22 protein-coding genes and 1 pseudogene are annotated in these 24,145 nt (G+C 69.2%); 13 read left to right on the forward strand and 10 right to left on the reverse strand.

All coding sequences use genetic code 11. The features are described from left to right. Window positions 1-218: pseudogene (locus tag ACJ8AT_RS29415) on the forward strand (transporter); the annotation flags it as partial. 122 nt (window positions 219-340) lie between these two features. Here ACJ8AT_RS29415 and ACJ8AT_RS29420 read toward each other — a convergent pair. Beyond that, the gene (locus ACJ8AT_RS29420) at window positions 341-2,218 is read right to left on the reverse strand and encodes an Ig-like domain-containing protein (protein ID WP_407741244.1); all 1,878 of its coding nucleotides are present in this window, start codon (window positions 2,216-2,218) and stop codon (window positions 341-343) included. Between the two features lie 282 nt (window positions 2,219-2,500). On the opposite strand from ACJ8AT_RS29420, the gene ACJ8AT_RS29425 reads away from it, so the two are divergent. Continuing rightward, window positions 2,501-3,784 carry a YecA family protein gene (locus ACJ8AT_RS29425; RefSeq protein WP_407741245.1) on the forward strand — a complete coding sequence of 428 codons (1,284 nt, stop codon included), beginning with the start codon at window positions 2,501-2,503 and terminating at the stop codon, window positions 3,782-3,784. Window positions 3,785-3,811: 27 nt separating this feature from the next. On the opposite strand, the gene ACJ8AT_RS29430 is transcribed toward ACJ8AT_RS29425, so the two are convergent. Both ACJ8AT_RS29430 and ACJ8AT_RS29435 read right to left on the reverse strand, forming a co-directional pair. Further along, window positions 3,812-5,044, reverse strand: coding sequence for a cyclic nucleotide-binding domain-containing protein (locus ACJ8AT_RS29430; protein ID WP_407741246.1), 1,233 nt, complete (start codon window positions 5,042-5,044; stop codon window positions 3,812-3,814). 15 nt (window positions 5,045-5,059) lie between these two features. Next, window positions 5,060-6,298 (reverse strand): cyclic nucleotide-binding domain-containing protein, encoded by a 1,239-nt coding sequence (locus ACJ8AT_RS29435; protein WP_407741247.1) that lies wholly within the window; start codon window positions 6,296-6,298, stop codon window positions 5,060-5,062. 320 nt (window positions 6,299-6,618) lie between these two features. Here ACJ8AT_RS29435 and ACJ8AT_RS29440 point away from each other — a divergent pair, with 320 nt between their 5' ends. From ACJ8AT_RS29440 to ACJ8AT_RS29465, 6 genes are all read left to right on the forward strand, one after another. Continuing rightward, window positions 6,619-7,917 carry a WD40/YVTN/BNR-like repeat-containing protein gene (locus ACJ8AT_RS29440; RefSeq protein ID WP_407741248.1) on the forward strand — a complete coding sequence of 433 codons (1,299 nt, stop codon included), beginning with the start codon at window positions 6,619-6,621 and terminating at the stop codon, window positions 7,915-7,917. 6 nt (window positions 7,918-7,923) lie between these two features. Then, entirely contained in the window at window positions 7,924-8,559 is a 636-nt protein-coding gene (locus ACJ8AT_RS29445) for a hypothetical protein (protein WP_407741249.1), read from the forward strand. Next, window positions 8,556-9,806, forward strand: coding sequence for a YncE family protein (locus ACJ8AT_RS29450; RefSeq protein WP_407741250.1), 1,251 nt, complete (start codon window positions 8,556-8,558; stop codon window positions 9,804-9,806). Before ACJ8AT_RS29445 ends, ACJ8AT_RS29450 begins: the two co-directional genes overlap by 4 nt. Next, on the forward strand, window positions 9,803-10,501 hold the full coding sequence (locus ACJ8AT_RS29455) for a c-type cytochrome (protein ID WP_407741251.1): 699 nt from the start codon (window positions 9,803-9,805) through the stop codon (window positions 10,499-10,501). Before ACJ8AT_RS29450 ends, ACJ8AT_RS29455 begins: the two co-directional genes overlap by 4 nt. A 70-nt stretch (window positions 10,502-10,571) precedes the next feature. After that, window positions 10,572-11,384: a hypothetical protein gene (locus ACJ8AT_RS29460; RefSeq protein WP_407741252.1), complete on the forward strand. Its 813-nt coding sequence runs from the start codon at window positions 10,572-10,574 to the stop codon at window positions 11,382-11,384. A 156-nt stretch (window positions 11,385-11,540) separates the two neighbouring features. Beyond that, on the forward strand, window positions 11,541-11,906 hold the full coding sequence (locus ACJ8AT_RS29465; protein ID WP_407741253.1) for a DUF2203 domain-containing protein: 366 nt from the start codon (window positions 11,541-11,543) through the stop codon (window positions 11,904-11,906). Window positions 11,907-11,920: 14 nt separating this feature from the next. On the opposite strand, the gene ACJ8AT_RS29470 is transcribed toward ACJ8AT_RS29465, so the two are convergent. Further along, window positions 11,921-12,523 carry a hypothetical protein gene (locus ACJ8AT_RS29470; RefSeq protein WP_407741254.1) on the reverse strand — a complete coding sequence of 201 codons (603 nt, stop codon included), beginning with the start codon at window positions 12,521-12,523 and terminating at the stop codon, window positions 11,921-11,923. Between the two features lie 99 nt (window positions 12,524-12,622). After that, on the reverse strand, window positions 12,623-13,828 hold the full coding sequence (locus ACJ8AT_RS29475; protein ID WP_407741255.1) for a hypothetical protein: 1,206 nt from the start codon (window positions 13,826-13,828) through the stop codon (window positions 12,623-12,625). A 192-nt stretch (window positions 13,829-14,020) separates the two neighbouring features. Between ACJ8AT_RS29475 and ACJ8AT_RS29480 the strand changes: the two genes are divergently transcribed. Both ACJ8AT_RS29480 and ACJ8AT_RS29485 read left to right on the forward strand, forming a co-directional pair. Further along, window positions 14,021-14,920, forward strand: coding sequence for an NmrA/HSCARG family protein (locus ACJ8AT_RS29480; RefSeq protein WP_407741256.1), 900 nt, complete (start codon window positions 14,021-14,023; stop codon window positions 14,918-14,920). A 146-nt stretch (window positions 14,921-15,066) separates the two neighbouring features. Beyond that, window positions 15,067-15,342 (forward strand): hypothetical protein, encoded by a 276-nt coding sequence (locus tag ACJ8AT_RS29485; protein WP_407741257.1) that lies wholly within the window; start codon window positions 15,067-15,069, stop codon window positions 15,340-15,342. Between the two features lie 50 nt (window positions 15,343-15,392). Here the strand turns inward: ACJ8AT_RS29485 and ACJ8AT_RS29490 are convergent, their stop codons facing one another. Next, window positions 15,393-15,686 (reverse strand): DUF2892 domain-containing protein, encoded by a 294-nt coding sequence (locus ACJ8AT_RS29490; RefSeq protein ID WP_407741258.1) that lies wholly within the window; start codon window positions 15,684-15,686, stop codon window positions 15,393-15,395. Between the two features lie 218 nt (window positions 15,687-15,904). On the opposite strand from ACJ8AT_RS29490, the gene ACJ8AT_RS29495 reads away from it, so the two are divergent. After that, window positions 15,905-16,192, forward strand: coding sequence for a hypothetical protein (locus ACJ8AT_RS29495; protein WP_407741259.1), 288 nt, complete (start codon window positions 15,905-15,907; stop codon window positions 16,190-16,192). A 21-nt stretch (window positions 16,193-16,213) separates the two neighbouring features. On the opposite strand, the gene ACJ8AT_RS29500 is transcribed toward ACJ8AT_RS29495, so the two are convergent. Further along, entirely contained in the window at window positions 16,214-17,176 is a 963-nt protein-coding gene (locus ACJ8AT_RS29500; protein WP_407741260.1) for an ornithine cyclodeaminase family protein, read from the reverse strand. Between the two features lie 265 nt (window positions 17,177-17,441). Here ACJ8AT_RS29500 and ACJ8AT_RS29505 point away from each other — a divergent pair, with 265 nt between their 5' ends. Beyond that, complete coding sequence (locus tag ACJ8AT_RS29505) at window positions 17,442-19,502, forward strand: ATP-binding protein (protein WP_407741261.1); 2,061 nt, start codon at window positions 17,442-17,444, stop codon at window positions 19,500-19,502. A gap of 12 nt (window positions 19,503-19,514) precedes the next feature. Here the strand turns inward: ACJ8AT_RS29505 and ACJ8AT_RS29510 are convergent, their stop codons facing one another. Further along, entirely contained in the window at window positions 19,515-21,311 is a 1,797-nt protein-coding gene (locus ACJ8AT_RS29510; RefSeq protein WP_407741262.1) for a Sapep family Mn(2+)-dependent dipeptidase, read from the reverse strand. Between the two features lie 120 nt (window positions 21,312-21,431). On the opposite strand from ACJ8AT_RS29510, the gene msrA reads away from it, so the two are divergent. Next, the gene (msrA, locus tag ACJ8AT_RS29515; protein WP_407741263.1) at window positions 21,432-22,091 is read left to right on the forward strand and encodes a peptide-methionine (S)-S-oxide reductase MsrA; all 660 of its coding nucleotides are present in this window, start codon (window positions 21,432-21,434) and stop codon (window positions 22,089-22,091) included. A gap of 22 nt (window positions 22,092-22,113) precedes the next feature. On the opposite strand, the gene ACJ8AT_RS29520 is transcribed toward msrA, so the two are convergent. Both ACJ8AT_RS29520 and ACJ8AT_RS29525 read right to left on the reverse strand, forming a co-directional pair. Beyond that, window positions 22,114-23,730, reverse strand: a complete 1,617-nt coding sequence (locus ACJ8AT_RS29520) for a hypothetical protein (protein WP_407741264.1) — start codon at window positions 23,728-23,730, stop codon at window positions 22,114-22,116. Between the two features lie 35 nt (window positions 23,731-23,765). Then, window positions 23,766-24,140 carry an Mpo1-like protein gene (locus ACJ8AT_RS29525; RefSeq protein WP_407741265.1) on the reverse strand — a complete coding sequence of 125 codons (375 nt, stop codon included), beginning with the start codon at window positions 24,138-24,140 and terminating at the stop codon, window positions 23,766-23,768. Window positions 24,141-24,145: the final 5 nt, after the last annotated feature.

Here is a 24,145-nt window from a genome sequence, read left to right on the forward strand (position 1 = left end):
CCCCGACTCCGGCGGAGACGCTGACGCCGGATCTGCCGGACTTCGATCGCTACAGCGCCTCGGTGGGCCTGGGGTTCAACTTCGAGCCCATCCGGGCGGACCTGGGCTACCAGTTCGTCCTGCTGCACAAGACGACGAGCACGGCCTCTGGCTTCGAGGGCTTCTACGACGGCACGGCCCACGTCATGGGCCTCACCATCGGCTACAGCATGAAGTGAGCGCCTGAGCGCTGGGACGGAGCCTGAGCGCCCCGTCCCTCGCCCATGACTCACGCTGTTCAGAGCCCGGGTTCCTCGCCAAGAGGGACCCGGGCTTTCTTGTGGGCGTTTACAAGCGCCGACTATCGATTGAGTCGGTACACGTACACGTTCCGCGTCTGACTACTCGACGATGGACCATCCGCTTCATCCCACGCCACAACGGGTACTCCCTCGGGGTCGATTCGAAGAGAAGGGTGCGCAGCCCCCGTCTTGCCTGGATTGGCACTCAGGGCACCACCCTGTTGTTCCCAATGCCCCTGAATCCAGCGATGAACATAGATGTTGGTCGTGTTCCCATCGTTACCCACCCAGGCAACAATTGGATTGCCAGAAGCATCTACCGCCAGGACCGGATCATCCGCCTGAGCAATTCCGGAATCCAAGTTCACCCTATCTCCGACTGCCTCCCAAGCAACACCAGTCCAGCGGCTTACGTAAAGATTGCTTGAATTTGCACCTTCATTAAACTCCTTCCACGCCACCACTGGATTCCCAGCCGCATCCAGCTGAAGACTGGGTTGCTGCGCAGATGTCGCCCCAGCCATTGCACTCAAAGGGCTTCCGACAGAACTCCATCCTTCTGCGGAGCGGCGGCTGACATAGATACTTGCAGTTGTCCCGTCGAACTCACTACATGCGACGACCGTTTGATTCGCACTCCCAATCTTCAGGACGGCCCCTACAGCCCCTGTCCCTTGCTGTGGATATGCGCGCAGCTGCTCTACAGCGTTCCACTGGGTGCCGCTCCATTGATCAACGTAAATATTGGATGTTGGAGGCGGATACTGATAGGGCGAGCCATCATCCTGAGACCAAACAACCAGTGGGCTTTCTGTATCATCAAATTGCAGGCTGGGCTTGCTCTTGATGGAACCACCAGCGCCATTAGTCAGACGCCCCAGTTCCTGCCAATGACCTTCCCATGCCGCAATGAACACATAGGGCCCGACGATATTGTACGCGCCGACTACCACACGATTCGCACCGTCCACCTCAAGCGTGGGAGGGCCCGCGAAAGAAATTGTACTTGAGTCAAGAACCGCTCCCCCAAGAGATTCCCAAGCCGTTCCATTCCACCGCTGGACAAAGGCGCTCGCCTGACTGGAATCAGTCCGATTGGGAAGCCTCTCCAGCCAAGCCACTGTAGGCTTCCCCTGCCCGTCCAGCGCAAGCGCGGGGGACTCCGCTGGAGTGGTCGTAATCCCTCCGTCCTCGGGCAGAGCACTCAATGCCCCTCCTACAGGCAGCCATACGGGATAGTCCCAACTCCATGCAGAAGAGTTTGAAAACAGATTCCCTGCGCGATCTGCTAGCGCTCCTAAAGTAATGGACAACTCATTCGGAGCGCTCGGCCTAGAGCCAGGGATAACGGTCAACTCAGCGCCATCCTCGGAAAGCGAGAGCATCTTAGCCAGTTCAACTGGATCGCCAGCGCTCTGCAACAAGAGGTGAACCGTAGTATCGGATAGAGAACCCGCGTTGATCGGTTCGGAAAATGTCATCCGAATAGCCTGTCGCACCGACACATCCTGCGCGCCGGGCGATGGGGTGCGGAGCACCACTTGCGGTGGCGTCCGGTCCACCACCACTTCCCTCGTCTCGCTGGTGAACGTCTGCGTGCCCCGTCGCGCCGTCGCCCTCAGCGTATAGCTGCCTTCCGGCTTCGCTGTCGTGTCCCAGTGGAACGTGTAGGGGCCCGTCAGCGTCGCCAACAGCTCGTCGCCCGCGAACACGTCCACCGCTTCCGGAGTCCCGTTCGTTACCTCCACGCTCACCTCTACTGCTCTATTCGTGTAGGTCTTCGCTTCCGGGCTCCGGAGTCGCACGCTCAAATCGGGGAGTGGCTCCTCCACATCAGGAGCTTCAGGCTCACCCGGGTCGATGTCCGGCAGGCTGATGCACCCGGCCAGCGAAAGAATCAGCAACACCAGCAGAGATGAAGTTCGGTTTCGGTTCATGGTGCCCTTCCCAATGCAGCAAGCGTTCCGTCGAGAGGCTCCGAGTCCTCTGGAGCTTCCTCCTCCGGTACTTCCTTGGGCCGCAACGTGGCCCTCTCAAGGAAACGCCCGCAATCACCGCAACTTACGATCTTTGCTTCCGGGCCACATACCCCTCACACAGCCACATCTCGCGCGTCGGACGGCACGGCCCGCTGTGCGGCACCGTCCAGACTGTGGACGATGAGTCCTTGAGACGAGACTCCCGCTTGGGAAACCCAGGGAAGGCGGTAGGGTGAAGCCATGAGCTCCAAACCCGGCCGGAATGATCCCTGCCCGTGTGGCAGCGGGAAGAAATACAAGGCGTGTCATGCCGCCGAGGATCGCGTGAGCGCCGCTCCCCCGCCCGCGCAGCCTCACCCGCTCACTGGCGATCTCCAGGCCGCCATGGCCCTGCTGGGTGACCCGGATGTCTCCAAGCTGTCCCGGGCGCTCGACCGGCTCGGCGTGCTCCTCACCCAGTGGGGGCCTGCTCCGAACCTGCGCTTCGAGGCCGCCGCCTTCGAGGCCCACCTCACCCAGGCGATCGAGGCCCTGGCGGGCACCCTCGAGAAGGATCCCGCCCAGGCCCACCGGGAGCTGCTCGTGGGCGCCGTGCGTCAGTTCGGCACCCGCGCCTTCCTGGATGGGTTCCGCGTCGCCATGCTCCAGCGCGCCGCCGAGTCCGGCCACGCCCCCGAGGACCGCCAGGCCCTGTGTGTCGGCGCCCTGCTCGCCTCGCCCTCCGCCAAGAAGGACTCCTTCCGCCCCGAGGACATCCCCGTCCTCGATGTCGTCTTCGACGTCCAGTTCCGCGAGTGGTGCGCGCACCACCGGGAGCTCGCCAGCAAGTTCGAGGCGCTCACCCGCTTCGCCGAGGACGAGCTCTCCCCCGAGGCGCTCGAGGCGCTGCAGAAGGCGCGCGAGGGCAACGTGGACGCGCTGCTGCAACACGTCCAGTCCGACCCGCGCCTCGTCGAGCGCATCACCCGCGAGGCCAAGGAGCGCTCGGCCCGCGTCGAGGCGAAGCTGCGCGAGCCCGCGACTCCGCCGCTCTTCGCCCCCGAAGAAGAGCTGTGGTTCACCTGCGCCCTCTGGGAGCCGCTCAGGGCCGTGAAGGCCACCTCCTCCAGCCCCGCCACGCGCCGCGCCGCCGTCGAGAACCTCATCCGCGCCGTGAAGGGCGCGCTGGACTCCGAGCTGCTCACCGGCATGCTGGAGCGCCTGCGGCAGAAGGCTCGCGACACCACGCTGGATGAGGCCGCCCGCGCCTGGTTCACCGACGCCGCCATCGCCGTCGAGGCCGAGCCCTCGCGCATGGTCATGGCCGCGCTCTTCACCGCCAGCCAGGAGGCCGTGGGCCGCTCCGCCGAGGAGATGGTGATGCTGGCCGACATCAAGGCCAGGCCCGTGTGGGCTCCCGAGGACTTCGAGCCCTACCGCAAGCTCCTCGAGGACATGGGGCTGCCCGCCGCCGCCGCGCGCATCCGCCGCTGCCAGGACTGGCTCCGCGAGCACCCCGTCTCGCTCCCCACCGAGAGCGCCTGAGCGCCCGGCGGCGGGGAGCGGTGAGGCTCAGACGCGCAAGTCCCCCTCGAGGAGATCCTTCCCCGAGAGCAGCCGCGCTGTCCGCTGGAGCCGCTCCGTGCCGACCTTCGTCAGCGCGCCGCGCATGCCCGGCTGGCTGAGGATGAGCCGCTCGAACGAGGCCCGGTCCAGCTTCAGCACCACGCTGGCCATGTCCGCGCGCACCGTCGCCGTCACCGGCTTGCCGAGCAGCAGGGAGATCTCCCCGAACACATCCCCCTCGCGCAGCCCCGGGTAGGCCTTCTCCTTGCCGTCCCCCTGCACGTGGTAGGGCGTGCACCGCCCGCGCAGCAGCAGGTAGAACGCATCCCCCTGCTGCCCCTGCTCGAGCACCACCTCGCCCGGCTTGAGCTCCAGCAGCTCGAACTCGCGTGCGATGGCCTGCTTCTGCTCGGGCTTGAGCGGCAGGAACACCGGGTTGCTGCGCAGCAGGTTCTCCACCATCCGCTCCCGGTAGAAGGCCTGCACCACCTGCCCCACCACCGGGTGGCTCTTCATCACCTGGCCCAGCCGCTCCCGCGTGAGCTCCAGGAGCACCACGGGCTCCGTGGTGATGACGCTCGCCAGCCGCGGCCCCTCCGAGATCAACGCCATCTCTCCGAAGAAGGAGCCCTCGGTCAGCAGGCCCACCCTGCGCTGCTCGCCGCCCTGGAGGTGGCGCACCACCGCCACCCGCCCCTCCACCAGCGCGAACATGGACGCGCCCGGGTCACCCTCCTCCACCACCGATTGGCCCGCCGCGAGCCTGCGCACCTCCACCGCCTCCACCACCGCCGCGAAGGGCTCGCGCGCCAGCTTCGAGAACAGCGGCACCATCGGCATGCCATGCGCTGGACCGTGTCCGTCCGGCACGGGGAGGAACTCCCCCGTGGGAGGAGGACTCTCGCCATGGCGCCCCGGCCCACGCCAGCCATACAGGTCCGCCAGCGAGCGGGGCGTCCGGGCGTGGCCTGGCTCCAGCTTCAGCAGCCCCTTGCACGCGACGATGCCGCGCAGCAGTTGCCCTTCCCGGGCCCACGCCAGCGCCGCCTCTTCGTACGCGGTCACGGCCTCCGCCCGGCGCCCGAGCCGCTCGCGCAGCTCGGCCACCCGCTGGTGGCTTGCCCCATCATCCGGCGAGGCCTTCACCACCTGCTCGTACTCCGCCAAGGCCGCTTCGAGCTGATCCAGCGCGAGCAGCCGCGCGGCCTTCTCCTTGCTCCGCTGGAGCGCGTCCATCATCTCCCGATCCAGTCCTCAAGCGCTCAGCGCGCGCACCCGAGCCGCCAGGTTTCGCGTGAAGAGCCGATAGATGCGCAGCGCCGCACTCTCGTGCGTGTCCAGGTAGTGCTGGAAGCCCGCGCGGGTGATGCGCAGCGCCCGCACCGCCGTGCGCGCGCGCACGTGCGCCGACGTGGGCCCGTCCTGGATGAGAGAGATCTCCCCCAGGTACGCCCCTGGCCCCAGCGTGTTGAGCCGCTTGGCGTCCGGCTCGGCGCCGCTGAACACGTCCACCGTGCCCTCCAGCAGCACGAACAGCCCCGTGCCCTGCGCGCCCTTCTCCAGCACCGTGGCCCCCTCGGGGATGAGCACCTGCTGTGCCACCCGGTACAGATCCTTCATGTCTTCCAGCGACAGCTCGCCAAAGATGGGGATGGCCTTGAGGTAGCCGTAGCCGCTGGTGGCTGGCGTCACCCGTGCCACCGGCGGCACGGAGGAGACCCCGTTGGACACTCCCGGCAGCTGCGCCAGCACCTCGTCCGCCTCCGCGTCCCGGCCCACGCGCCGCAGCAGCCGGGCCTGCTCGGCCAGCACCGCCGGATCCTTGCGCGCCTCCTCCGAGCCGCGCAGCGTGTCCACCAGCAGCGCCAGCGCCCGCCGCGGCTGCCCCTCGTTGTCCAGCAGGGTGCAGATGCGCAGCACGGACTCCAGGTGCCGCGGATCATCCACCGGCACCCCGCACAGCGCCTCCACCTCCGCGTGCACGTTGCCCAGCTCGCGGTAGACCGCCGCCGCCTCCAGGGGCCGGCCGAGCCGCGCCAGGCACTGCGCCATGGACTCGCGTGCGCCCAGCCCGCGGTACAGCTCCAGCGCCCGCTCCAGCGCGCCGCCGCGCTCCAGCGCCGCCGCCGCCTTGGCGATGTCCCCAGCGCGGAAGTACGCCTCGGCGGCCTCCACCTGATTGCCGCCCTGCTCGAACAGCGCCGCCGCATCCGCGTCCGAGCCGAAGCCCAGCAGCAGCCGGGCCGCCCCGTTGAAGTCGCGCGCCTTGCGCAGCACCTCCACCAGGCCCTTGCGCTCCTCCACCGAGGCGTTGGCGGCTTCCTTCAGCAGCCGCTCGCGCTGGGCCGCGCTCATGTCCTCGTAGAGCTGAACGGCCGTCTCCACCTCGTCGCGCGTGGCCAGCCACTGCACCACCTGGTAGGCGCTCCCGCCCGCAGCGCCCGGCTGCCCGCTCTCACCCACCTTGTTGGACCCCGCCGAGGATTGCTCCATGCCGTATTCCTATACCGCCTCAACCTGTCTGGCGACGTGCTTCGTCCCGAGTTGGGCCCTCGATCGGCTCGACGGGAGGTGCACCAAACTACCACACCGCTCCCCCGCCCATCGTTCCCTGGAGCCGCGCCGGGGCTGTCTCACATTCGACACTCTGCGTCGAGCCCCTCCCTCAGGCATCTGAGCGTCCGTGCCGGCCCCAGGCGCTCGATGCGGCAAAAAGCCACATCGCTTCACCGCCGAAGGGGAGCCAGCCTCGCGTGCGAGGCAAACCCGGGCGCTATCGTGCGAGGCACGCCCCCTGCCCGGAGCCCACCGAGATGAAGACTCCCCCCACTCCTTGCTGGAGGCTGCTGCTGGTGCTGCTGACGTTGCGAGCCCTGCCCGCGCTGGCCCATGGGGGCCTGCCCGAGACGAGCAACCTCAGCCTCCGCCGTGGGAGCAGCGAGGACTTCATCTCGGGCTCCACGTTCGGCGCGGTCATCTCGCGAGACCACGGGCAGACGTGGCGGTGGCTGTGCCCCGAGGGCATGGGCATCGGCGCCTGGCGCCCGGAGCGCTACTTCTGGCTGACGGGAGGACCGTTGCTGGCCGCCACGGGCAGCGCGCTGATCCGCTCGAGCGATGGAGCCTGCACGTGGAACACGCACCCCTTCTTCAAGGACACGTGGGTCACCAACCTCGCCGTGCACCCCACCGACGAGCGCATCATGTACGCCACCACGGGCAAGCCCTCCGTGGCCAACGGCATCTTCCGCTCGGAGGATGGAGGAGAGACCTGGACGGCCGTCACGGTGCTGAGCCTGGACGTCCGGTACTCCGCCATCCGCATCGCGCCTTCGGATCCGCAGCGGATCTACGCCTCCGGCCAGGACTCGGCGGGGATGATGTTCTTCGACCGTAGTAATGACGGGGGCCAGACGTGGACCCGCCTGCCCCAGCCGCTGCCCCAGTTCCAGCGCCCGTATGATCTCAACCTGCTCCTGGTGAGCGACATCTTGCCGGAGGTGGTCTGGGCTCGGGTGTCCGCGCAGGGCTTCAGCTACCTCCTCAAGAGCACGGACGGCGGCGCCACCCTGACGCAGGCCATGCAGACGGCGGATGTCATCGTCGGCGCGGAGGCCTCGGCGGATGGCCGCACCGTGTGGGTCTCCACTCCGGTCCACATGTACCGCGGACGGGGAGACGAACCTTTCGCCGAGCTGCCACTGCCCAACGGCAACGCCTGCGCGCTGCGCGTGGGAGCTCTCCTCTATGGCTGCGGCTCGAACTGGGTCCACGACTGGGCCCTGGGGCTCAGCCACGACGAGGGCACCACCTGGGAGCCCATCGTCGGCCTCAGCAGCATCCAGGGCTCGCACGTCTGCCCGGCGGGGACTCCCGTCCAGGAGCTCTGCCCTTCGCGCTGGCCGCAGCTCGCGGCGATCCTCGGTGCGCCCACCTACGGCGATGGCGGGGTGGACTCACCGCCGGACGCTGGCACCTCGGACCCAGGCGAGCCGCTGCCCCCACCGAAGAAGGGTTGCAGCGCCACCACGGGCCTGGTCCCCGCGGCAATCCTGTTGCTCACCCTCACCCTGGGCCGCCGCTCCCGGCGAGGCCCATCTCCGAGAACCTGATCGATCATGACTCCACGACAACGCATTCTTGGGAGCGTCTGCGCCTCGGCGCTCCTGCTGCTGAGCACCGCCTGCGGCAAAGCCGAAGAGCCGACGTCGAAGTGTGGCGAGCCCCTCTATGGCGGCTCCGCCACGGACGAGGCGTGGATGACGATGGTGGACTCTCAGACAAAGCCCATGGACTCCTCGCGGGCCGTGACGGTGATGTCCCCGGCCGAGGGGGAGACCCTCGCCGCCAGCTCGCCGCCGCCGCAGCTCTCGTGGACGTCGCCGCTGCGCGCCTCGCTGGAGCGCGACACGCCGAGCCGGCTTGCTCGGGCATCTCGCCGGTCCTCTCGTGGCCCGCTGGCGTGGCTCGAAGAGCTGCTGGTGCCCACCGCCGAGGCCCACCTGCCTCCCTTCACGGGAGACATCTATCTGGTGCAGTTGACGGTGCCGGGGAGCGAGTGCCCCATCGAGGTGCTCACCTCGGAGCTGTCGTGGCAGATGGACGCGGCCTCGTGGAACCAGGTGGCGGGAGCCAACGGCCAGAACCTCTCCCTCCAGGTGACGAGCGCCTACCTTCAGGAGAACCGGCTCAAGGAGGGGCCCTATCGGCTGGAGACGCCACGCACGTTCCGCCGGGCGGCCGCTCTGCCATGATGCGCGCTCGACTGCTGTTGGCCGCGCTGGCGCCCCTGACCCTCGGAGCGTGCAGTGGCAAGGACACCGGTCCCCTCACGGTGCCGGAGCTGGAGTACGGAACCGATCAGGCCTGGCCCTCGCCCGCACCGCTGCCGCCCATCGGTCCCGCTGGGCGGCTCGTCATCACCAACAACCTGGATGACACCCTCAGCCTGCTGGACCTGGACACGGTGGGCTCGGCGGACTGGAAGGAGCTGGCGCGCATCCCCGTGGGGCTCAACCCCGTGGAGCAGGAGGGGCCTCACCACAGCGCGGCCTCGCCCGACGGCGCCTTCTATTACGTGGGCATCTCCAACTACGTGCCCGGCTCCGGCTCGGGGCCCCATGGCAACCACGGCTCGGGCACGGCGGACGGCTACTGCCTCAAGCTGGACTCCACCACCAACAGGCTCGTCGGCTCGGTGCGCGTGGACCCCAACCCTGGCGACGTCATCATCAGCAAGGACGGGCGCACGCTGTACCAGACGCATTTCGACCTGGTGAAGATCGCCACTGTCGCCAAGCGCGGTGGGACCGAGCAGGAGATGTACTCGCGTCTGGCCATCATCGACGCGGAGACGATGACGCTCAAGGAGATGGTGCCAGTGTGCCCGGCGCCTCACGCGGTGCGCCTGTCCGCGGACGAGCGCCGCGCGTACATCGCCTGCTGGTCCGATGAAGTGGCCATCGTGGACCTGACACAGCCGAGCCACCCGGTGACGCGCGTGAAGGTGGCCGCCAACGCCGGCACTGCCGTGGCCCCCACGAACGAGCCCTATGCGCTCACCGTCTCGCCCACCACGGGCGCGGTGTGGGTCAGCTCCCTGGCGAGCCGCTCCGTGCAGTATCTCGACCCGGCGTCGCTCACCATGGATCCGACCCGGACCGTGGGGCCTCCAGATCTGACAGGGGCGCCCATGTTCGGGGCCTTCACCGCCGACGGCAAAACCCTCTACATGCCATACCAGAGTGAAGATGCGATCGCCGTCATTGATCCCGCGACCTCCCGCGTCCAGGGGAAGATGCCCCTGGAGCCCAGTGGCTGCCTCAACGTCCATCAAGTCTCGCTGACACCGGACGAGCGGTATCTGCTCGCGGTCTGCGAGGGCGACCACATCGGGCCCGGCACGTTCCACGTCGTGGATCTGGCGGAGAAGAAGGTGGTGAAGACGGTTCAGGTGGGCATCTTCCCGGACTCGGTGACCCTGGTGCGGAGGCAGCCATGAGGTGGGCACTGCTGACCGCGGGGCTGCTGGCGGCGGGCTGTGGCGGATCCACCTCGGCGGCCGACTTCGGCGAAGAGCTGTTCCAGGACTCGCGCCTGTCGGACAGCCAGTTCAACAGCTTCTCGTGCGCCACGTGCCACGCCACCACCGCCACGCCCGAGGCCGGACACCTCCGCGCGGGGTACTCGCTGCACGACGTGGCCTCGCGCCCGAGCTGGTGGGGTGGCTACGAGACGAACCTGCTGGACGCGGTGAACTTCTGCTACGTGAACTTCATGCGCGGCGTGTCTCCGCTGACGCAGGAGGACCCCAAGTCTCGCGCTCTGTACGAGTACCTCGTCCGGATCAGCCCGGACGCTCAGGCCGACGCGCTGCCCCTCACCGTGGTGAAGGACATTGGAGACGTGCCCCGAGGCGACAAGACCCGCGGCGCCGAGGTATACCGCGCGGCCTGCCAGACGTGCCACGGCGAGACGCACACGGGAAAAGGGCGGCTGACGCAGCTGGCCTCCCTCCTCCCGGACATCACCAACGAGTACGACTCGGTCTTCCCCGGCGTGCCCCATCAGCTCGTCGTCATCGAGAAGGTGCGGCACGGCCAGTTCTTCGGGGTTAGTGGCAGCATGCCGCTCTACAGCCGTGAGGCCCTGTCGGACGAAGACCTGGGCGCGCTGCTGGCGTACCTGGGGCTCTGAGCGTCGGGCCGTGGACTCCCAGCCTCCAGGGGGCTGGGAACCGTCCGCGAGCGGACTTAACTTCCCGTCCATGAGCTTGCGGTCGCCCATGCAGCTCACCCTGTTCGACGGGCCGGGGGCTTCCCACCCCGAGCCCGAACGCCCTCGCTCGCCCCAATCCCCTGCGCCCGCTCCCTCTCCAGGCGAGCGGCGTCCCCTCCCGGCCCGAGCCGACACCCTGCCCCGGGCCGCCGAGCTGGCCCACCGGCTGTCCACGCTGCTGAAGCTGCCCATCCACCTCACCCTCACGGACAACCGCGCGACCCTGGTCAGCTTCCGCCGCCACCCCAACGCCCTGCGCCTGCGCGTCCACCACCTCTTCCTCGACGCGCCGGACGAGGTGGTCCGCGCCATCGCCGTCTTCGTAGGCCAGGGCCATGCCCGCGCCCGCGCCGTGCTGGAGGAGTACACCCGCGAGCAGCGGGCCCGGGTGCGGCGAACGCGCCGGCCCGGCGCTCCGCTGAAGGCCCGCGGCCAGTGCTTCGAGCTGCGCGCCATCCTCGAGCGCCTCAACACCACGCACTTCGACGGCCGCATCCAGGCGGACATCGGCTGGGCGCGCCGCCCTGGCCGGAAGCAGCGCAAGACGATCCGCCTCGCCATCTACGACGAGCGGCTGCGGGAGATCCGAGTCCACCCCGCGCTGGATCAACCCCATGTCCCCGCCTTCGTCGTGGACGCCGTCGTCTTCCACGCGATGCTGCACCAGCTCTTCCCCGAGGAGCCGGGGAGCTGTCCGTCCTCGCACTCGCCGGGGTTCCTCGAGCGCGAGCGTGCCTTCCCGTTGCTCGACGCGGCCCTGCGGTGGCAGCACGAGCACCTGCGCTCGCTCCTGCGCGGCTGATCAGCCCAGCCTTCCCTGGCGGCGGAGAAACCCGGGAGAAAGATGAACTCCGCGTCACGTCCCGGCGCAACTCATTGGCCTCCGGGGCAGAGCCCGCTGCATGCTCTGGGAGCGATGCGCTATTTCGGAGTGGAAGAGGCCAACCGACTCATCCCCATGCTGAACCGCGTCTTCGACCAGGTCCGCCCCTGGGTGGCGAAGGTGCAGAAGATCGCCAAGGAGCTGGAGACGCTCCGGAGCCAGGGCACTCGCGACGCGCACAGCGAGCTGCTCCACGAGCAGCATGAGGGATTGATCGAACAGATCCGCTTCGAGCTGAAGCAGCTCGAGGACATGGGCATCGAGGTGAAGGCCGCCGACGGCCTGGTAGACTTCCACGCCCAGCTGGGGGGACGCACCGTGTACCTGTGCTGGCGCTACGGAGAGCCGGCCGTGGCCCACTGGCACGAGCTGAACACGGGCTTCTCGGGGCGCCGGCCCATCGAGGATCCGACCGCCTTCGCGCCCACCTACTTGAGCTGACGCCGGGGCGCCGCTCAGGCCGGAGCGAGCCCCTTGCGCAGCAGGTTCAGCTTGTTGCGCGCCGACAGCAGCTGCTGGCGCAGCGAGTCCGCCTGCCGCCCCACATCCGAGAAGTCCTGCTCGTCGGCGAGCTGGGTGACGGACTGGGCCTCCTCGGCCACCTGCCCCATCCGCTCGTTGAGCGCGTCCAGGGTGCCGAGGATCTCCACGTTCTGCTCGGGCGTCTGGGCCTTGGCGCGCTGCGCGGCGAACTCCTGCATGCGCTGGTTGAGCTCCGCGGCGCTCTGCCCCAGCGCTCCGTAGCGCTCCAGCAGCGACTTGAAGGTCTCCGCGCGCTGCTGCAGCTCCTGCGCGCGGGCGTTGACGGCCTCGGCGTGCTTCTGCTGGCGATCCCTGGCCCCCGTCACCGCCGCCACCAGGGCGCTGACGCTGGCGTTGAGCACCTGGTCCTGCTCGGCCACGTCGCGCAGCAGCTTCGAGGCGCGCTCCAGGCTCTTCTCGGAGTTCAGCGGAGTCTTGTGGAACTGGTCCGCCAGGGACTCGAAGCGGGTGAGCTGGGAGTCCAGGGCCTCGGCGGCGGCAACCAGCTCGGAGGGCGACTTGTCGCGCTTGCTCATAGGGCGCAGAACATCGCACGGCCCGAGCGGGTTTCCACTCCCGGAATGCGCCTCACGCCTCCGGAGCGTTGTCCACGGACAGCTCCCTGCCCCGCAGGCTCAGGTGGACTGGGCCGGCGCGATGCGCAGCGTTCCCTCCAGGGGCGCGCCCAGATCGACCATGAGCCTCGCCAGGGACTCGGCGGCGGACTCGGCGGTGTTGCCCAGGCGCACGAGCATGTCCCCCACCTCGTCCGGAGTCCGCGCGAGCGCCAGCGTCTGCAGCCCCACGTCCCCCTCCCACAGCTCCATCGCCTCCGTGTGCGCCTCGCGCTCGAAGCGGTCCGGGTCCAGGTTGTTGCGCTCGCACACCCGCATGCGCGCCAGGTCTCTCCACAGCATGACTTCCTTGTCCGCCAGCAGCAGCTCCGCGTGCCACCGCCCCTCCAGCCCCTCGGCCTCGCCTCGCAGGCCCCGCGCCAGGGCGGCCACCGTGTCCGGCGCCAGGTGGCTGAACACCACGGACAGGTCGCCCTGCGTCTGCTGCCCGGACGAGTCGATGACGACGTGCCAGAGCACCATCCGCCCGGTGAAGCGGGCGGAGGCGCGCACCTCCACGCTCCCATCGTCGTACTCGGCGGACCACTGCACGTTGAGCACGCTCTCGGCATCCAGGCGCTTGAACTGGCGCAGGAAGGCCAGCTCCTGGCCCGGCGCGCGCTGCTGCGTGAAGACGGCCACCCGGCCCGAGCGCAGCACCCCGCCCTCCGGGTCCGCCAGCGGCACGGCGCCGGTGCTCACGAAGTGCTGGTAGGCGCTCAGCGTGCCCTCGCGCGCCAGGTCCAGGTCCGCCGTCCGCCCCAGCGAGCGCTCCAGCACCGGCATCACGCTGTCCTGCACGGTGTCTCCCAGAGGCTCCAGGCCCGCGAAGGGGTCCTCCACCTGCCCGCGCATGGACGTGGTGGTGATGCGCATCAGCCGTGAATCCAACCGGCTCACCTCATGGAGCCGGCCCGTGGCGCCCTGCCCCTCGCCCGAGGCCTCCCAGCGCAGGGTGCTGCCCTCGGGAATCGTCAGCGGCTCGGCCAGGGTCAGCGGGGGCAGCTCTCCCGCCCGAAGCTGCGCCGCTACCGTGACGTTCGTCTCCAGGTAGCACGAGGGCGGCATGTCCTTCGCCCAGGACACGCCTCGCCCGGCGCCCGCATCGAGCAACAGGATGTACGTGTCCTGCAGATCCTCACTGACGAGCGTCTCGGCCAATGTGGCCATGGGGCCCGTGCTCTCCGGCACGTCCTCCCCGGCTGCCATCTCGTTGGGAGTCGTCATGCGGCACCCATCATGCCCCCTCGGACGCTCTGCGTACATTCAAGCGCCAAGGAGCTTCGCGCTCGGTCAAGGCGGGTCTCCGGCGACTCCTCCCGCTCTCGGCCGTCCCCCATCCAAGCATGAAGAGGATGCTCGCGCGCCCCACCGGGCACGCGCAGCTTACAGATAACAGATGTGCTGGAGGCAACGCACATGGATTACCCGCTCTCCATCTTGGTGACAGGCGCCACGGGCCGGCAAGGCGGCGCGCTGGCCCAGCAGCTGCTCTTGAAGGGGTATCGCGTCGTCGCCCTCACCCGCCAGGTGGATTCGCCCGCGGCGCAGGCCCTGGGGCAGCTGGGGGCGGAGCTGGCGCAGGGCGACTGGGAGGATCCGGGCTCGCTCGAGCCCGTCATCCGCAAGGTGGACACCGTCTTCGCGATGACGACGCCCTACGAGGCCGGGCTTGAAGCCGAGGTGCGCCAAGGCATGAACATGGTGGACGCCGCGAGGCGGGCGGGCGTCCGGCACTTCATCTACTCCTCGGTGGCGGGGGCGGACCAGCACACGGGCGTGCCCCACTTCGACAGCAAGCACCAGGTGGAGCGCTACCTGCGCCGCTCCAACCTGCCCTACACCATCGTGGGCCCCACCTTCTTCATGGAGAACTTCAGCGGTCCGCTGGTCCGCGAGGGGCTCGAGTCCGGAGTGCTCGGGCTGGCCCTGCCGCCGACGCACGGCCTGCAGATGGTGGCCCTGGAGGATCTCGCCCGGTTCCTGGTCTACATCATCGCCTCGCACGAGGACTTCTACGGCGAGCGCATCGACGTCGCGTCGGACGAGGTGACGGGCCAGCAGGCCGCGGATCTGCTCTCGTACGCGAGCGGCCACCGCGTCCACTATCAGGAGCTGTCCCTGTCCCAGCTGCGCGAGGAGAGCGAGGACAAGGCCCTGATGTATGAGTGGCTCGAGCGCGTGGGCTACCACACCGACATCCTCACGCTGCGCCACGAGTACCCACGGGTGGGCTGGCACACCTTCGAGGAGTGGGCGCGCAACCGGGACTGGAGCTTCATCGGCTCCGCTACCCGCTCCGAGCTGGGGACGACCTGAGTAGAATGGAGGGCCTCTCGAGGAGGTCTCCATTCAAAGGTATTGGCTCGGGCTGGCCGCACTGTTGTTCACGGCGGGGTGCACCCATGAGGGGAAGCTGCGCCCCCAGGCGGGAGCGGTCCCTCTGACGGAGAATGGCGCACGACATGACGTACCCCTCCAGCAACAGTGTCCCTACCACCCGGCCGCCGCCCTGCTACACGTGCACCCCCGCCATCGACCTCGGCACCCTGCCCTCTCCGGACATGCTGCGGCAGGCCTTCACCGAGGGGCCGCTGGAGGATGGGCAGATCCGCAAGGGCTTCCTCTACTTCGAGCAGCCGCTGCGCACGGACGACCACGTCACCCTGAAGGTGAAGCTGGTGGATGGCGCCACTGGAGAGCCCGTGGGCTCCATGAGCGTCCCCTTCGACGTGCTCTGAGCCGGGCCCAGGTGCCGCTGCGTGGGGTGCGGCCTCATCTATAAAGAGAATCAGTGCAGCAGCATGCGCGCGCGCGGCGGGAGCCGCTCGTAGTGCGTCTTGAACAGCCGCAGCTCCTCGGGCTGCCCCAGGCTCCGGCGGATGTCCGCGCCCCGGATGGAATGGCCAAAGAGAGGACCGAGCAGGCACAGATCCAACGCGCCCGCCACCAGCGGCCCCAGCCCCGCCAGCGCCACCACCGCGCCACGCGGCGAGCCCGACGAGAGCCCTCCCAACACCATCCCGGCCCCCGCCAGGATGCGGAGCCAACGTCCTGTCCGAGAGGCCATGAAGCCAACGAGCATGCGGCACCTCCAGGCGGAAGATGGGCACTCGCCCGAGCCACACCACCCGCCCGCATGCCTCCCAGGCGCCTGCATGCCCGCCCACCCCCCAAGGGCTCGCTGCTCCCGATGGAGCGGAGCCGACGCACCGTGTGAGAGCTCCGGGGTGCACTCGCAGTGTGCGCGTCCCAACTTCCCCATAGGACCGAGTGATCAGAGCGGCCTGGGGAGCGGCGCGTATGTTCGAGCGATCGGAGATTCACAAGGGGATGACGGTGCGCAGCATCGACGGGCACAAGCTCGGGCGCATCGTGGAGCTGAAGGACGAGGAGCTCATCGTGGAGAAGGGCTTGCTGCGGCGGCGGGACTTCGCCGTGCGCCTGTCGGACGTGCGCGAGGTGGCCCACGGCGAGGTGTTCCTCCACCACGGACAGGACAGCCTCTTCGCCGCGCCGCGCGAGCTGCCCTCCCAGCCTCATGCCCGCGGCTGGCACATGGCGCACCTGTTCTCGCGCCGGGAGAGCTGAGCGCCCAGGGCGGCGGCGCCCTCACGCGCTGAAGTCCACCCGGCGCACGTCCTCGTCTCCCTGCGCCGCCTGGTACACGTGCCACGCGGCCGCGAGATCCTGAAACGGCAGCCCCACCGAGCAGAACACCGTGAGCTGCTCGGGCGAGGTCCGCCCCGTGCGCATCCCGGCGAGGAGCTCTCCCAGCTCCGCGTGGATGGACTGCTCGGTCAGGCCCGCGCTGCCCACCACCCCGCCGGCCAGCGCCAGCCCTCGGTGATCACACACGAAGGTGGCGCGCTCGAGCAACTCCGGGGACAGCTCCACCTTGTCCTGCTCGTCCGCGCCCAGCGCGGTGATGTGCATGCCTGGGCGGGCCAGCGCCGCGGGGAGCGTGGCCTTGCCTCCCGCGCTCGTGGTCACGACGATGTCGGCCTCCTCCACCGCCTCCTCCACCGAGCCCACCGCCCGCACCGGCAGCGACAGCTCCTTGTACATGCGCGTGGCCAGGGCGACGGCCTGCATGAAGTCCGCGTCATAGACGAACGCCTGGGTCAGCGAGCGCACCATCCGCAGCGACTTGAGCTGGAGCACGGACCGGGGGCCCGCCCCGAGCAGCGCCACCCGGGTCGCGTCCGGCCGGGCCAGCACGTCCGCGCCCAGCGCTCCCACCACGCCGGTGCGCACCGCCGTCAGGTGCGCCGAGTCCATCACCGCCAGCAGCGCGCCGGTGGCCAGGTCATGCAACTGCAGCACGCCCTGCAGAGCAGGCATGCTCGAAGGGAAGCGAGCGCTCACCTTGACCGAGTAGGCGGGCACTCCCGGCAGGCTGCCCGGGAAGAGCACCATGGCCGTGCCTTCGGTGTGCAGGGGTACACGCGTCCGCTGGGGTGCCACCGTCCGCGCCAGCGCGTCCGCGCGGAACGCCTCGCGCATGTCCGCCAGCAAGGTGAGGGCCTGCAGGTTGCGGGACACATCGGAGCGGCTGAGGAGGAGGGTGCTCATCTTCGGCGCAACCTAATCGAGCGCGGTAGAAGTCCACATGGCCTCGTCACATTTCTGTCCAGCCTCCACTGTTGTGAATGCATGACGCGGCGCCTGTCCCCCGGTCGAAGGCGGGCAGGCATGAGAGGCGTCCCACCGAGGCCCTCGGGGGTCCCGGCCACTCCAGCCCCGGGCCGCTCGCCCTGAAATCCCCGTGCGGGCGTGGTTGTCCCATCATGCGCAGTGTGAGGCTGGGCGTGAGCCAGAGATCCTCTCGGAGGTCGCGATGCTGGAGCAGGAACCACGTCCCCACGATTGGGAATCCGCGCGAGATCCCGAAGAGCCCCACCGGCTGGCGGCCTTCCTGCGCGCCCACCGGTCGGAGATCCTCGCTGACTGGCAACACTCCACGCATGCGCTGCGCTCGCGCCGGGTGGTAGGCGAGGCCGGGGTGGTGGATCACATCCCCGCCCTGCTGGATGGCATCACCGAGGCGCTGGCCCACGAGGCGCATGGGATTCCGCTCCAGCTCCCCAGCGTCCTCTCGGACGTGCATGCCCTGAGCCGGCTGAGCCAGGGCTTCGGCATCCACGAGCTCACCTACGAGTACGGACTGCTGCGCAGCTGCATCCTCCGCCGGCTGGAGTCCTCGGCGGTCCACCCCGCGCCCGGCACCCTGGCCCTGTTGGATGAGATCATCGATCAAGCGGTGACACGCTCGGTGCTGAGATACTCGCGTCAGCGCGAGCGCACGCTGAACGCGCTCGATCGGATGATGCAGGCGGCCTTGGAGAGCCCGGACGAGGACACCCTGCTCCAACGGCTGCTCACCTTGCTGATGGAGTCCGCCCTCCAGGTGGACTCGGCCACCATCCTGCTGCGAGAGGATGGAACGCTGCGCGTGCGCGCGGCGACCGGGCTGGAGACGGAGAAGACGCTGGGCCAGCGGATGCGCGTGGGTGAGGGCTTCGCGGGCCGCGTCGCCGCCGAGCGCAGGCCCATCTCCGTGCGCTCGGCCTCCACGGATCCGCTGCTGAAGGAGGAGGCGCTGGGGCACCTGGGGCTGCATGCGCTGTATGGGCTGCCCCTGCTGGAGGGAGAGCACCTGGTGGGCGTGGCGTACATGGGCTCTCGCACCGCCTATGCCTTCTCCGAGGCGGACACCCTGCTGTTCCGCATCATGGTCAGCCGGGCCACGGCCCTGATCGTCCAGGCGCAGCTGCGCGCCCGCGAGCAGACCGCACGCCAGGAGGCCCAGCGCTCGCTGGCGATGGTGGACACGCTGCTGGCCACCTCGCCCATCGGCATCGCCTTCCTGGACCGGCAGCTGCGCTACCAGCGCGTCAACCAGACCCTGGCCAGCGTCAACTGCCTCCCCGTGGAGGCCCACCTGGGCCGCTCCATCCGCGAGGTGATGCCGGCCCCGGTCGCCGATCTGGTGGAGCCCCTCCTGCGCAAGGTGCTGGCCACGGGCGAGCCCTCCGGCAGCTTCGAGTTCAGCACGCCCCCGGACCTGGCCTGGCTCCAGGGGCGCGAGTGGCTGGCCAGCTACTACCCCGTGCGTACCCAGGCGGGAGAGCTGCTGGGCATCGGGGGCATCCTGCTGGACATCACCTCGCACAAGCAGGCGGAGCAGGCTCTCGAACAGGCCCTCACCTTCCGAGAGCAGCTGCTGGCCGTGCTCGGGCATGATCTGCGCAACCCGCTGGGCGCCATCAGCGCCTCGGCCACCATGCTCGCGCGGACCCAGGCGCTGGGCGAGCGGGAGCGCAAGGCGGTGGAGCGCATCCGCCGCAGCGGCGCGCGAATGGCGCGGATGATTGACGACATCCTCGACTTCGCGCGCAGCCGGCTGGGCGGGGGCATCCCCGTGACGCGCCAGCGGATGGACATGGCGGAGGTGTGCCGGACCGCGCTCGAGGAGCTGCAGGTGACGTACCCCGAGCGGCAGCTCTTCATCGAAGTCCAGGGCGACACCTGGGGCGAGTGGGATCCGGACCGGGTGGCCCAGGTGCTGAGCAACCTGGTGTTCAACGCCCTCCAGCATGGGCGGGAGGGCACTCCCATCCGCACCACCCTGCGGGGCGACGGAGACTGCGTGCTGCTGGAGGTCCACAACCAGGGCGAGCCCATCCCGGAGGAGCTGCTGCCGCGCCTGTTCGATCCCTTCAAGCGCCGCCCGGCGGATCAGCGCCCTCATGAGGGCAAGAGCGGGACGCGGAGCCTGGGGCTGGGGCTGTACATCGTCCGGCAGATCGTCCTGGCGCATGACGGAGCCGTGGAGGTGCGCTCCAGCGCCACGGAGGGCACACGCTTCACGGTCCGCTGGCCTCACTGCCGGCCGTGAGCACCGGCGGGCTCACTGCGCGTTGGGCGAGAGCGCCAGGGTGTGGAGGGCCTCCGCGAGCATCTGGGTGGTGAGGCCCAGGTGCTCCAGGGAGATGGACTCGTCCGCCGAGTGGACGCTGGGGGACTCCACTCCCTTTAGATCCGGCCCGAAGTCCACGGCCCGCGGGAAGAGGCGGGCATAGGTGCCTCCACGGATGGAGAGGGGGGCGATGTCACCGCGGAGGTTCCGGTGGCGCTTGTAGATGTCCATCAGCGTGATGACGAGCGGGCCGGTGCCATCCACCACGTGCGGATCTCCCACGTAGCGCCCGGCGCCCTCGACGACCCGCCCATCCGTCTCCTGGTTGATCAGCGCCACGGCGTGATCGAGCGCCGCTTGGAAGTCCTCATTGCCCTCCTCGGAGCGAGGCCGGCGCAGGGTGACGCTGAGCGTCGCCTTGCCGTCCTTCACGCGCAGCAGGGTGACCGCGGAGACCAGCGGCCCCATCAGCACATCCTTCTCGGTGAACCCCAGACGCTCGCCGTGGTGGTCCCCGTCGAAGCGGCGCGTCACCGTGTGCAGCAGCGCCGTGAGCCCGTTCTCCGCCAGCGGGAGCCTGGCGGCGATGGCGGCCAGGTCCCAGAGGGCGTTGCGTCCCTGCTCGGGGATGGAGGAGGGAACGGCCTTGCCCTGGGTGGTGAGGACGATGCGCGAGCCGCCTCCGGCCACGGGCACGGCCTTCACCTCGGCCTTGAGCCCTGGGCGCTCCTTGCGCACGCTCTCCATGGCGGCCTTCACCGCGGCCAGGCCCTGCTCCATCGATTTGCCGGCGAACGGCATGAGGCTCAGCGAGGCGCTGCCGGGCACCTGCGCGAGGGACTCCCCGGCGGTGGCCTCCACGGGCAGCAGCATCCCCGAGTCATTCGAGTCCGGAGCGTCCAGCACCGCCTCCAGGGTGAGCGAGACGAAGCCGGACTGCGCCACCACGACGGGATACTCCGAGTCCATGGAGATGACGTGCGTGGGGACCTGCTCCACGCGGGCGTACTCCTGCATGCCCTCCCAGGAGCTCTCCTCGTCGTTGCCGATGATGACGAGCACCTTGCCCTTCTGCGGCTCGAGCCCCATCTCCTGAGCCATCGACAGGGAGACCAGCGCCGCGGCCAGCGGGCCCTTGTCATCCATCACCCCCCGGCCATAGAGCCGACCGTTCACCACCTTGGGCTCGAAGGGCTTGGACTTCCACTCGCTGGGAATGGCGGGGACCACATCGCCGTGGAACACCAGCCCCAGCCGGGGAGCGCCCTGGCCCCAGGACAGCTCGAACACGTCATTGCGGCCCGCGAGGCGGAAGCCGAAGCCGCGCGCCTTCGCCCACTGCTGGAGGAAGCGGCCCATGGCGACCACGCCCGGATTCATCGCCGGGGGTTGATCGCCGCGCACCGTCTTGAAGCGCACGAGCTGCTGCGTCAGCCCCACCACATCCTCGAGCCCACAGGCGCCGACATAGAGGGCATAGCGCTCGCTGAGGGGAATGCCGGGCAGCGCCTCCTCGGAGAACTGGGCCGCGCGCCTGGCGCCGGTGAGCTTGCAGTTGGCGGGCTTGGGCTCTTCCTCTTTGGGCTTGTCCTTGTCGATCTTGGGCTGCGGCCGTCCCTTGCCTGACTTGGCCTGTTGGGCCGCGAGCTTCTGGATCTTCTCGGCCTGGATGCGGGCCTGGCGCTCGAGCTCGTGGAGCTGCGCGGGGGTGAGCTTTCCCGTCGGCTGCGCGAGCGCCAAGGCTGGGACGAGGAGGCAGAGGACGAGACCGTACGAGCACAGACGCATGACGAGTGAACCCTATCCTACCCGGCGCGGCCTCCACATGGGCCGTCCGGTGGCCAGCCGGGGCGCGAACCGCTCCAGAGAGAGGTGAAAACCGGCGGCCAGGTGACTAAACAGCAAGGCATGTTCTTCCTCTCGCCGAAGAAGCTGAAGCTCCCCACGCCGGACGAGGCCCTCAAGGGCCGCTCCGAGCCGATGCCCGTCCCCGACAAGCACTTCGTGCTGGGCACGCCGCTGAAGGGGCCCTTCCCCGCCGGCTTGCAGCAGGCGGTGTTCGGGCTGGGCTGCTTCTGGGGCGCGGAGAAGAAGTTCTGGCAGATACCGGGCGTGTACAGCACCCAGGTGGGCTACGCGGCGGGCCTGACGCCCAACCCCACCTACCGCGAGGTGTGCACGGGGATGACAGGGCACAACGAGGTGGTGCGCGTCCTCTTTGATCCGGCCAAGGTGAGCTACGACGCGCTGCTGCGCGTCTTCTGGGAGAACCACGACCCGACGCAGGGCATGCGCCAGGGCAACGACGTGGGCACCCAGTACCGCTCGGGCATCTACTACTTCGACGAGGCCCAGAAGCGCGCGGCCGAGCAGAGCCGGGACGCCTACCAGAAGGCGCTCAGCGCGGCGGGGCTTGGCACCATCACCACGGAGCTGCTGCCGGCGCCGGAGTTCTACTTCGCCGAGGACTACCACCAGCAGTACCTGGCGAAGAACCCGGACGGCTACTGCGGCCTGGGCGGCACGGGCGTGAGCTGCCCGGTGGGCGTGGGAGTCTCCAGCCGGTAGGCCGCCCGGGCATCGGAGAGCCTCAGCGGCACAGCGGCTGATCCGAGTCCCCCGCGCTGCTGGCGAGGACGCGGAGGAAGTCGGTCACCTGGGGCTCGCGTCCGCTCTCCCAGAGCGAGGCCTCGGCCCAGCACTGCACCCAGGACAGTCCCCAGTCCTCCGGCAGCGCGCTGCACTGGGCCCGGCGCGTGGCTCCGCGAGCGACGCTTTCCTTCTGCACCTCCGCGAACACGGAGGGCGCGACCTGCTGCATGAAGGCGCTCGCGTACGCTCCCGCCGTCGGAACCTCCAGCGGATCCGGCATGAGCCCACCGGGGCTGAAGCCCACATGCTCCTGGTCCTCGAAGCGCAGCTCTCCGGCCTGCTCCGCCGTGGGAGTGGAGCCCGAGCCGCTCGATTGGAGCGTGAAGCGGTAGCTCGACGACCAGCGGTGGGTCAGCACGGAGTACATGAAGTCGTCGTACACGTCCTCGGTCAGCGTCTCGGGCGTGTTGTCCAGGGCACGGCGCGCGTCGTCACGCTCGCGGTAGCGGCCTTTGAGATCCTCGGAGTACTTCTCGGCCTCCTGGCAGGGGGACTGCTGATTGGACGCGGCCTCGGCGCAGCCCACGCAGGAGGCATTGTGCGAGTGCCGGGCCTGCTCGCATTCCTTGTCCTTGTCGCTCTTCATCGACTCGACCTCCCGGACATTGTGCTCGGCCTCCTTGAGGCGCTCCCGGGCCTCCCGGTACGCGGGATTGCGGACCTGCCGCGTGCCGCTGAGGTAGCGCAGGCTGCGCACATCCTCGGAGACGTTCTCCACCGCGTGTTGGATGAACGCGTTCACTCGGATCTCGAGCGGGTCCGGCTGGCCGGGCGCCATGCCGCGCTCGGCGCACCGGGCCGCGGGAGCCAGGTTCGTGGACATGCTCTCGCACAATCTCGAGAGCTCGCTGGCCATCGGCGGCGGAATCGTCCCGCCCACGCGGATGCCGACGGGGATGGAGCTCTGGGTGAGAAAGGCCTGGCGCGCCTGCTCGGCTCGCGAGTTCACATCCGTCGAGGGCGAGAAACATCGCGCCGCGGACCACAGCACGGTGGCGGCGCCCGCGGAGCTCTGTCCCTGCGCGGTGCCGGCAAGCTGCGCGAACCGCGAGGCCAGCTCATTGCCGCGCTCATTGAGGAGCGCCTGGTAGCTGGGGACGGGGAGCTGCGAGGCGCGGGACTGGAGGCAGGCGAGCCCGGCCGTCGCCACGGTCAGCGGGCCGTCCGCCTTCCACTTGGAGCAGCGCTCCGTCTGGACCTGGCTGGCCCTCTCCAGCATCGCGTTGACCTCGGGGTGGTCGGGGATGAGCTCCCGGGCCGCGAGCAGCGGAGGAAGGCACTGGTCCAGGTCGCCCGCGTCGCACGCCGGGCGCGCGGTGGCGATGGCCTGCTCCGTGGCCTTCTGCGCGAAGATGGGAGCGCGGCTGCAGGCCTTCTCGTCGTCGGGAGAGGAGGCACAGGCCGCACGGTAGGCATGCGCCGCGGTCATGAAGTCGCCGCGAATGGCCGCGTCTTCGGCCTGGGCCATGGCCTGACGGTAGGCGGTATTGCAACCGCTCAGCACCATCAGGGCGAAGAGCGAGGAGAGACTCGAAAGCTGGAGGTGGGAGCGCATGCGAGCTCCGCATCCTAGCAACCTTCACGAGCGGATCAGCGAGAGGGCGCGGCCTGCACCGGGCTGCCACCGCTCGCACGGCGCGCCGCCTCCGCGCGCTCCAAGTGCGGGCCGAGCTGGCCCACGGCCATCAGCCCCAGCATCCGGAAGTCGGAGATCAGGGACCAGAGTGGGTACTTGAAGGTGGCGGGCCGGTTCTTCTCGATGCCGAAGTGGCCAATCCAGGCCATCCCGTAGGCAATGACGGGGAAGCCGAGCAACAGCCATGGCCTGCCCCATACGCCGGCGGAGACGGCGCTCCCCAGCCCCAGCGAGGTGCCCACGAAGTGCAGCCAGCGCGTGGAGGCCCGCGAGTGTTCACGGAGATAGAACGGCCAGAACTCGTCGTAGGTACGGAGGCGCTCGGACATGGAAT

It is taken from the genome of Hyalangium sp., assembly GCF_045802625.1.
Classification (GTDB): domain Bacteria; phylum Myxococcota; class Myxococcia; order Myxococcales; family Myxococcaceae; genus Hyalangium.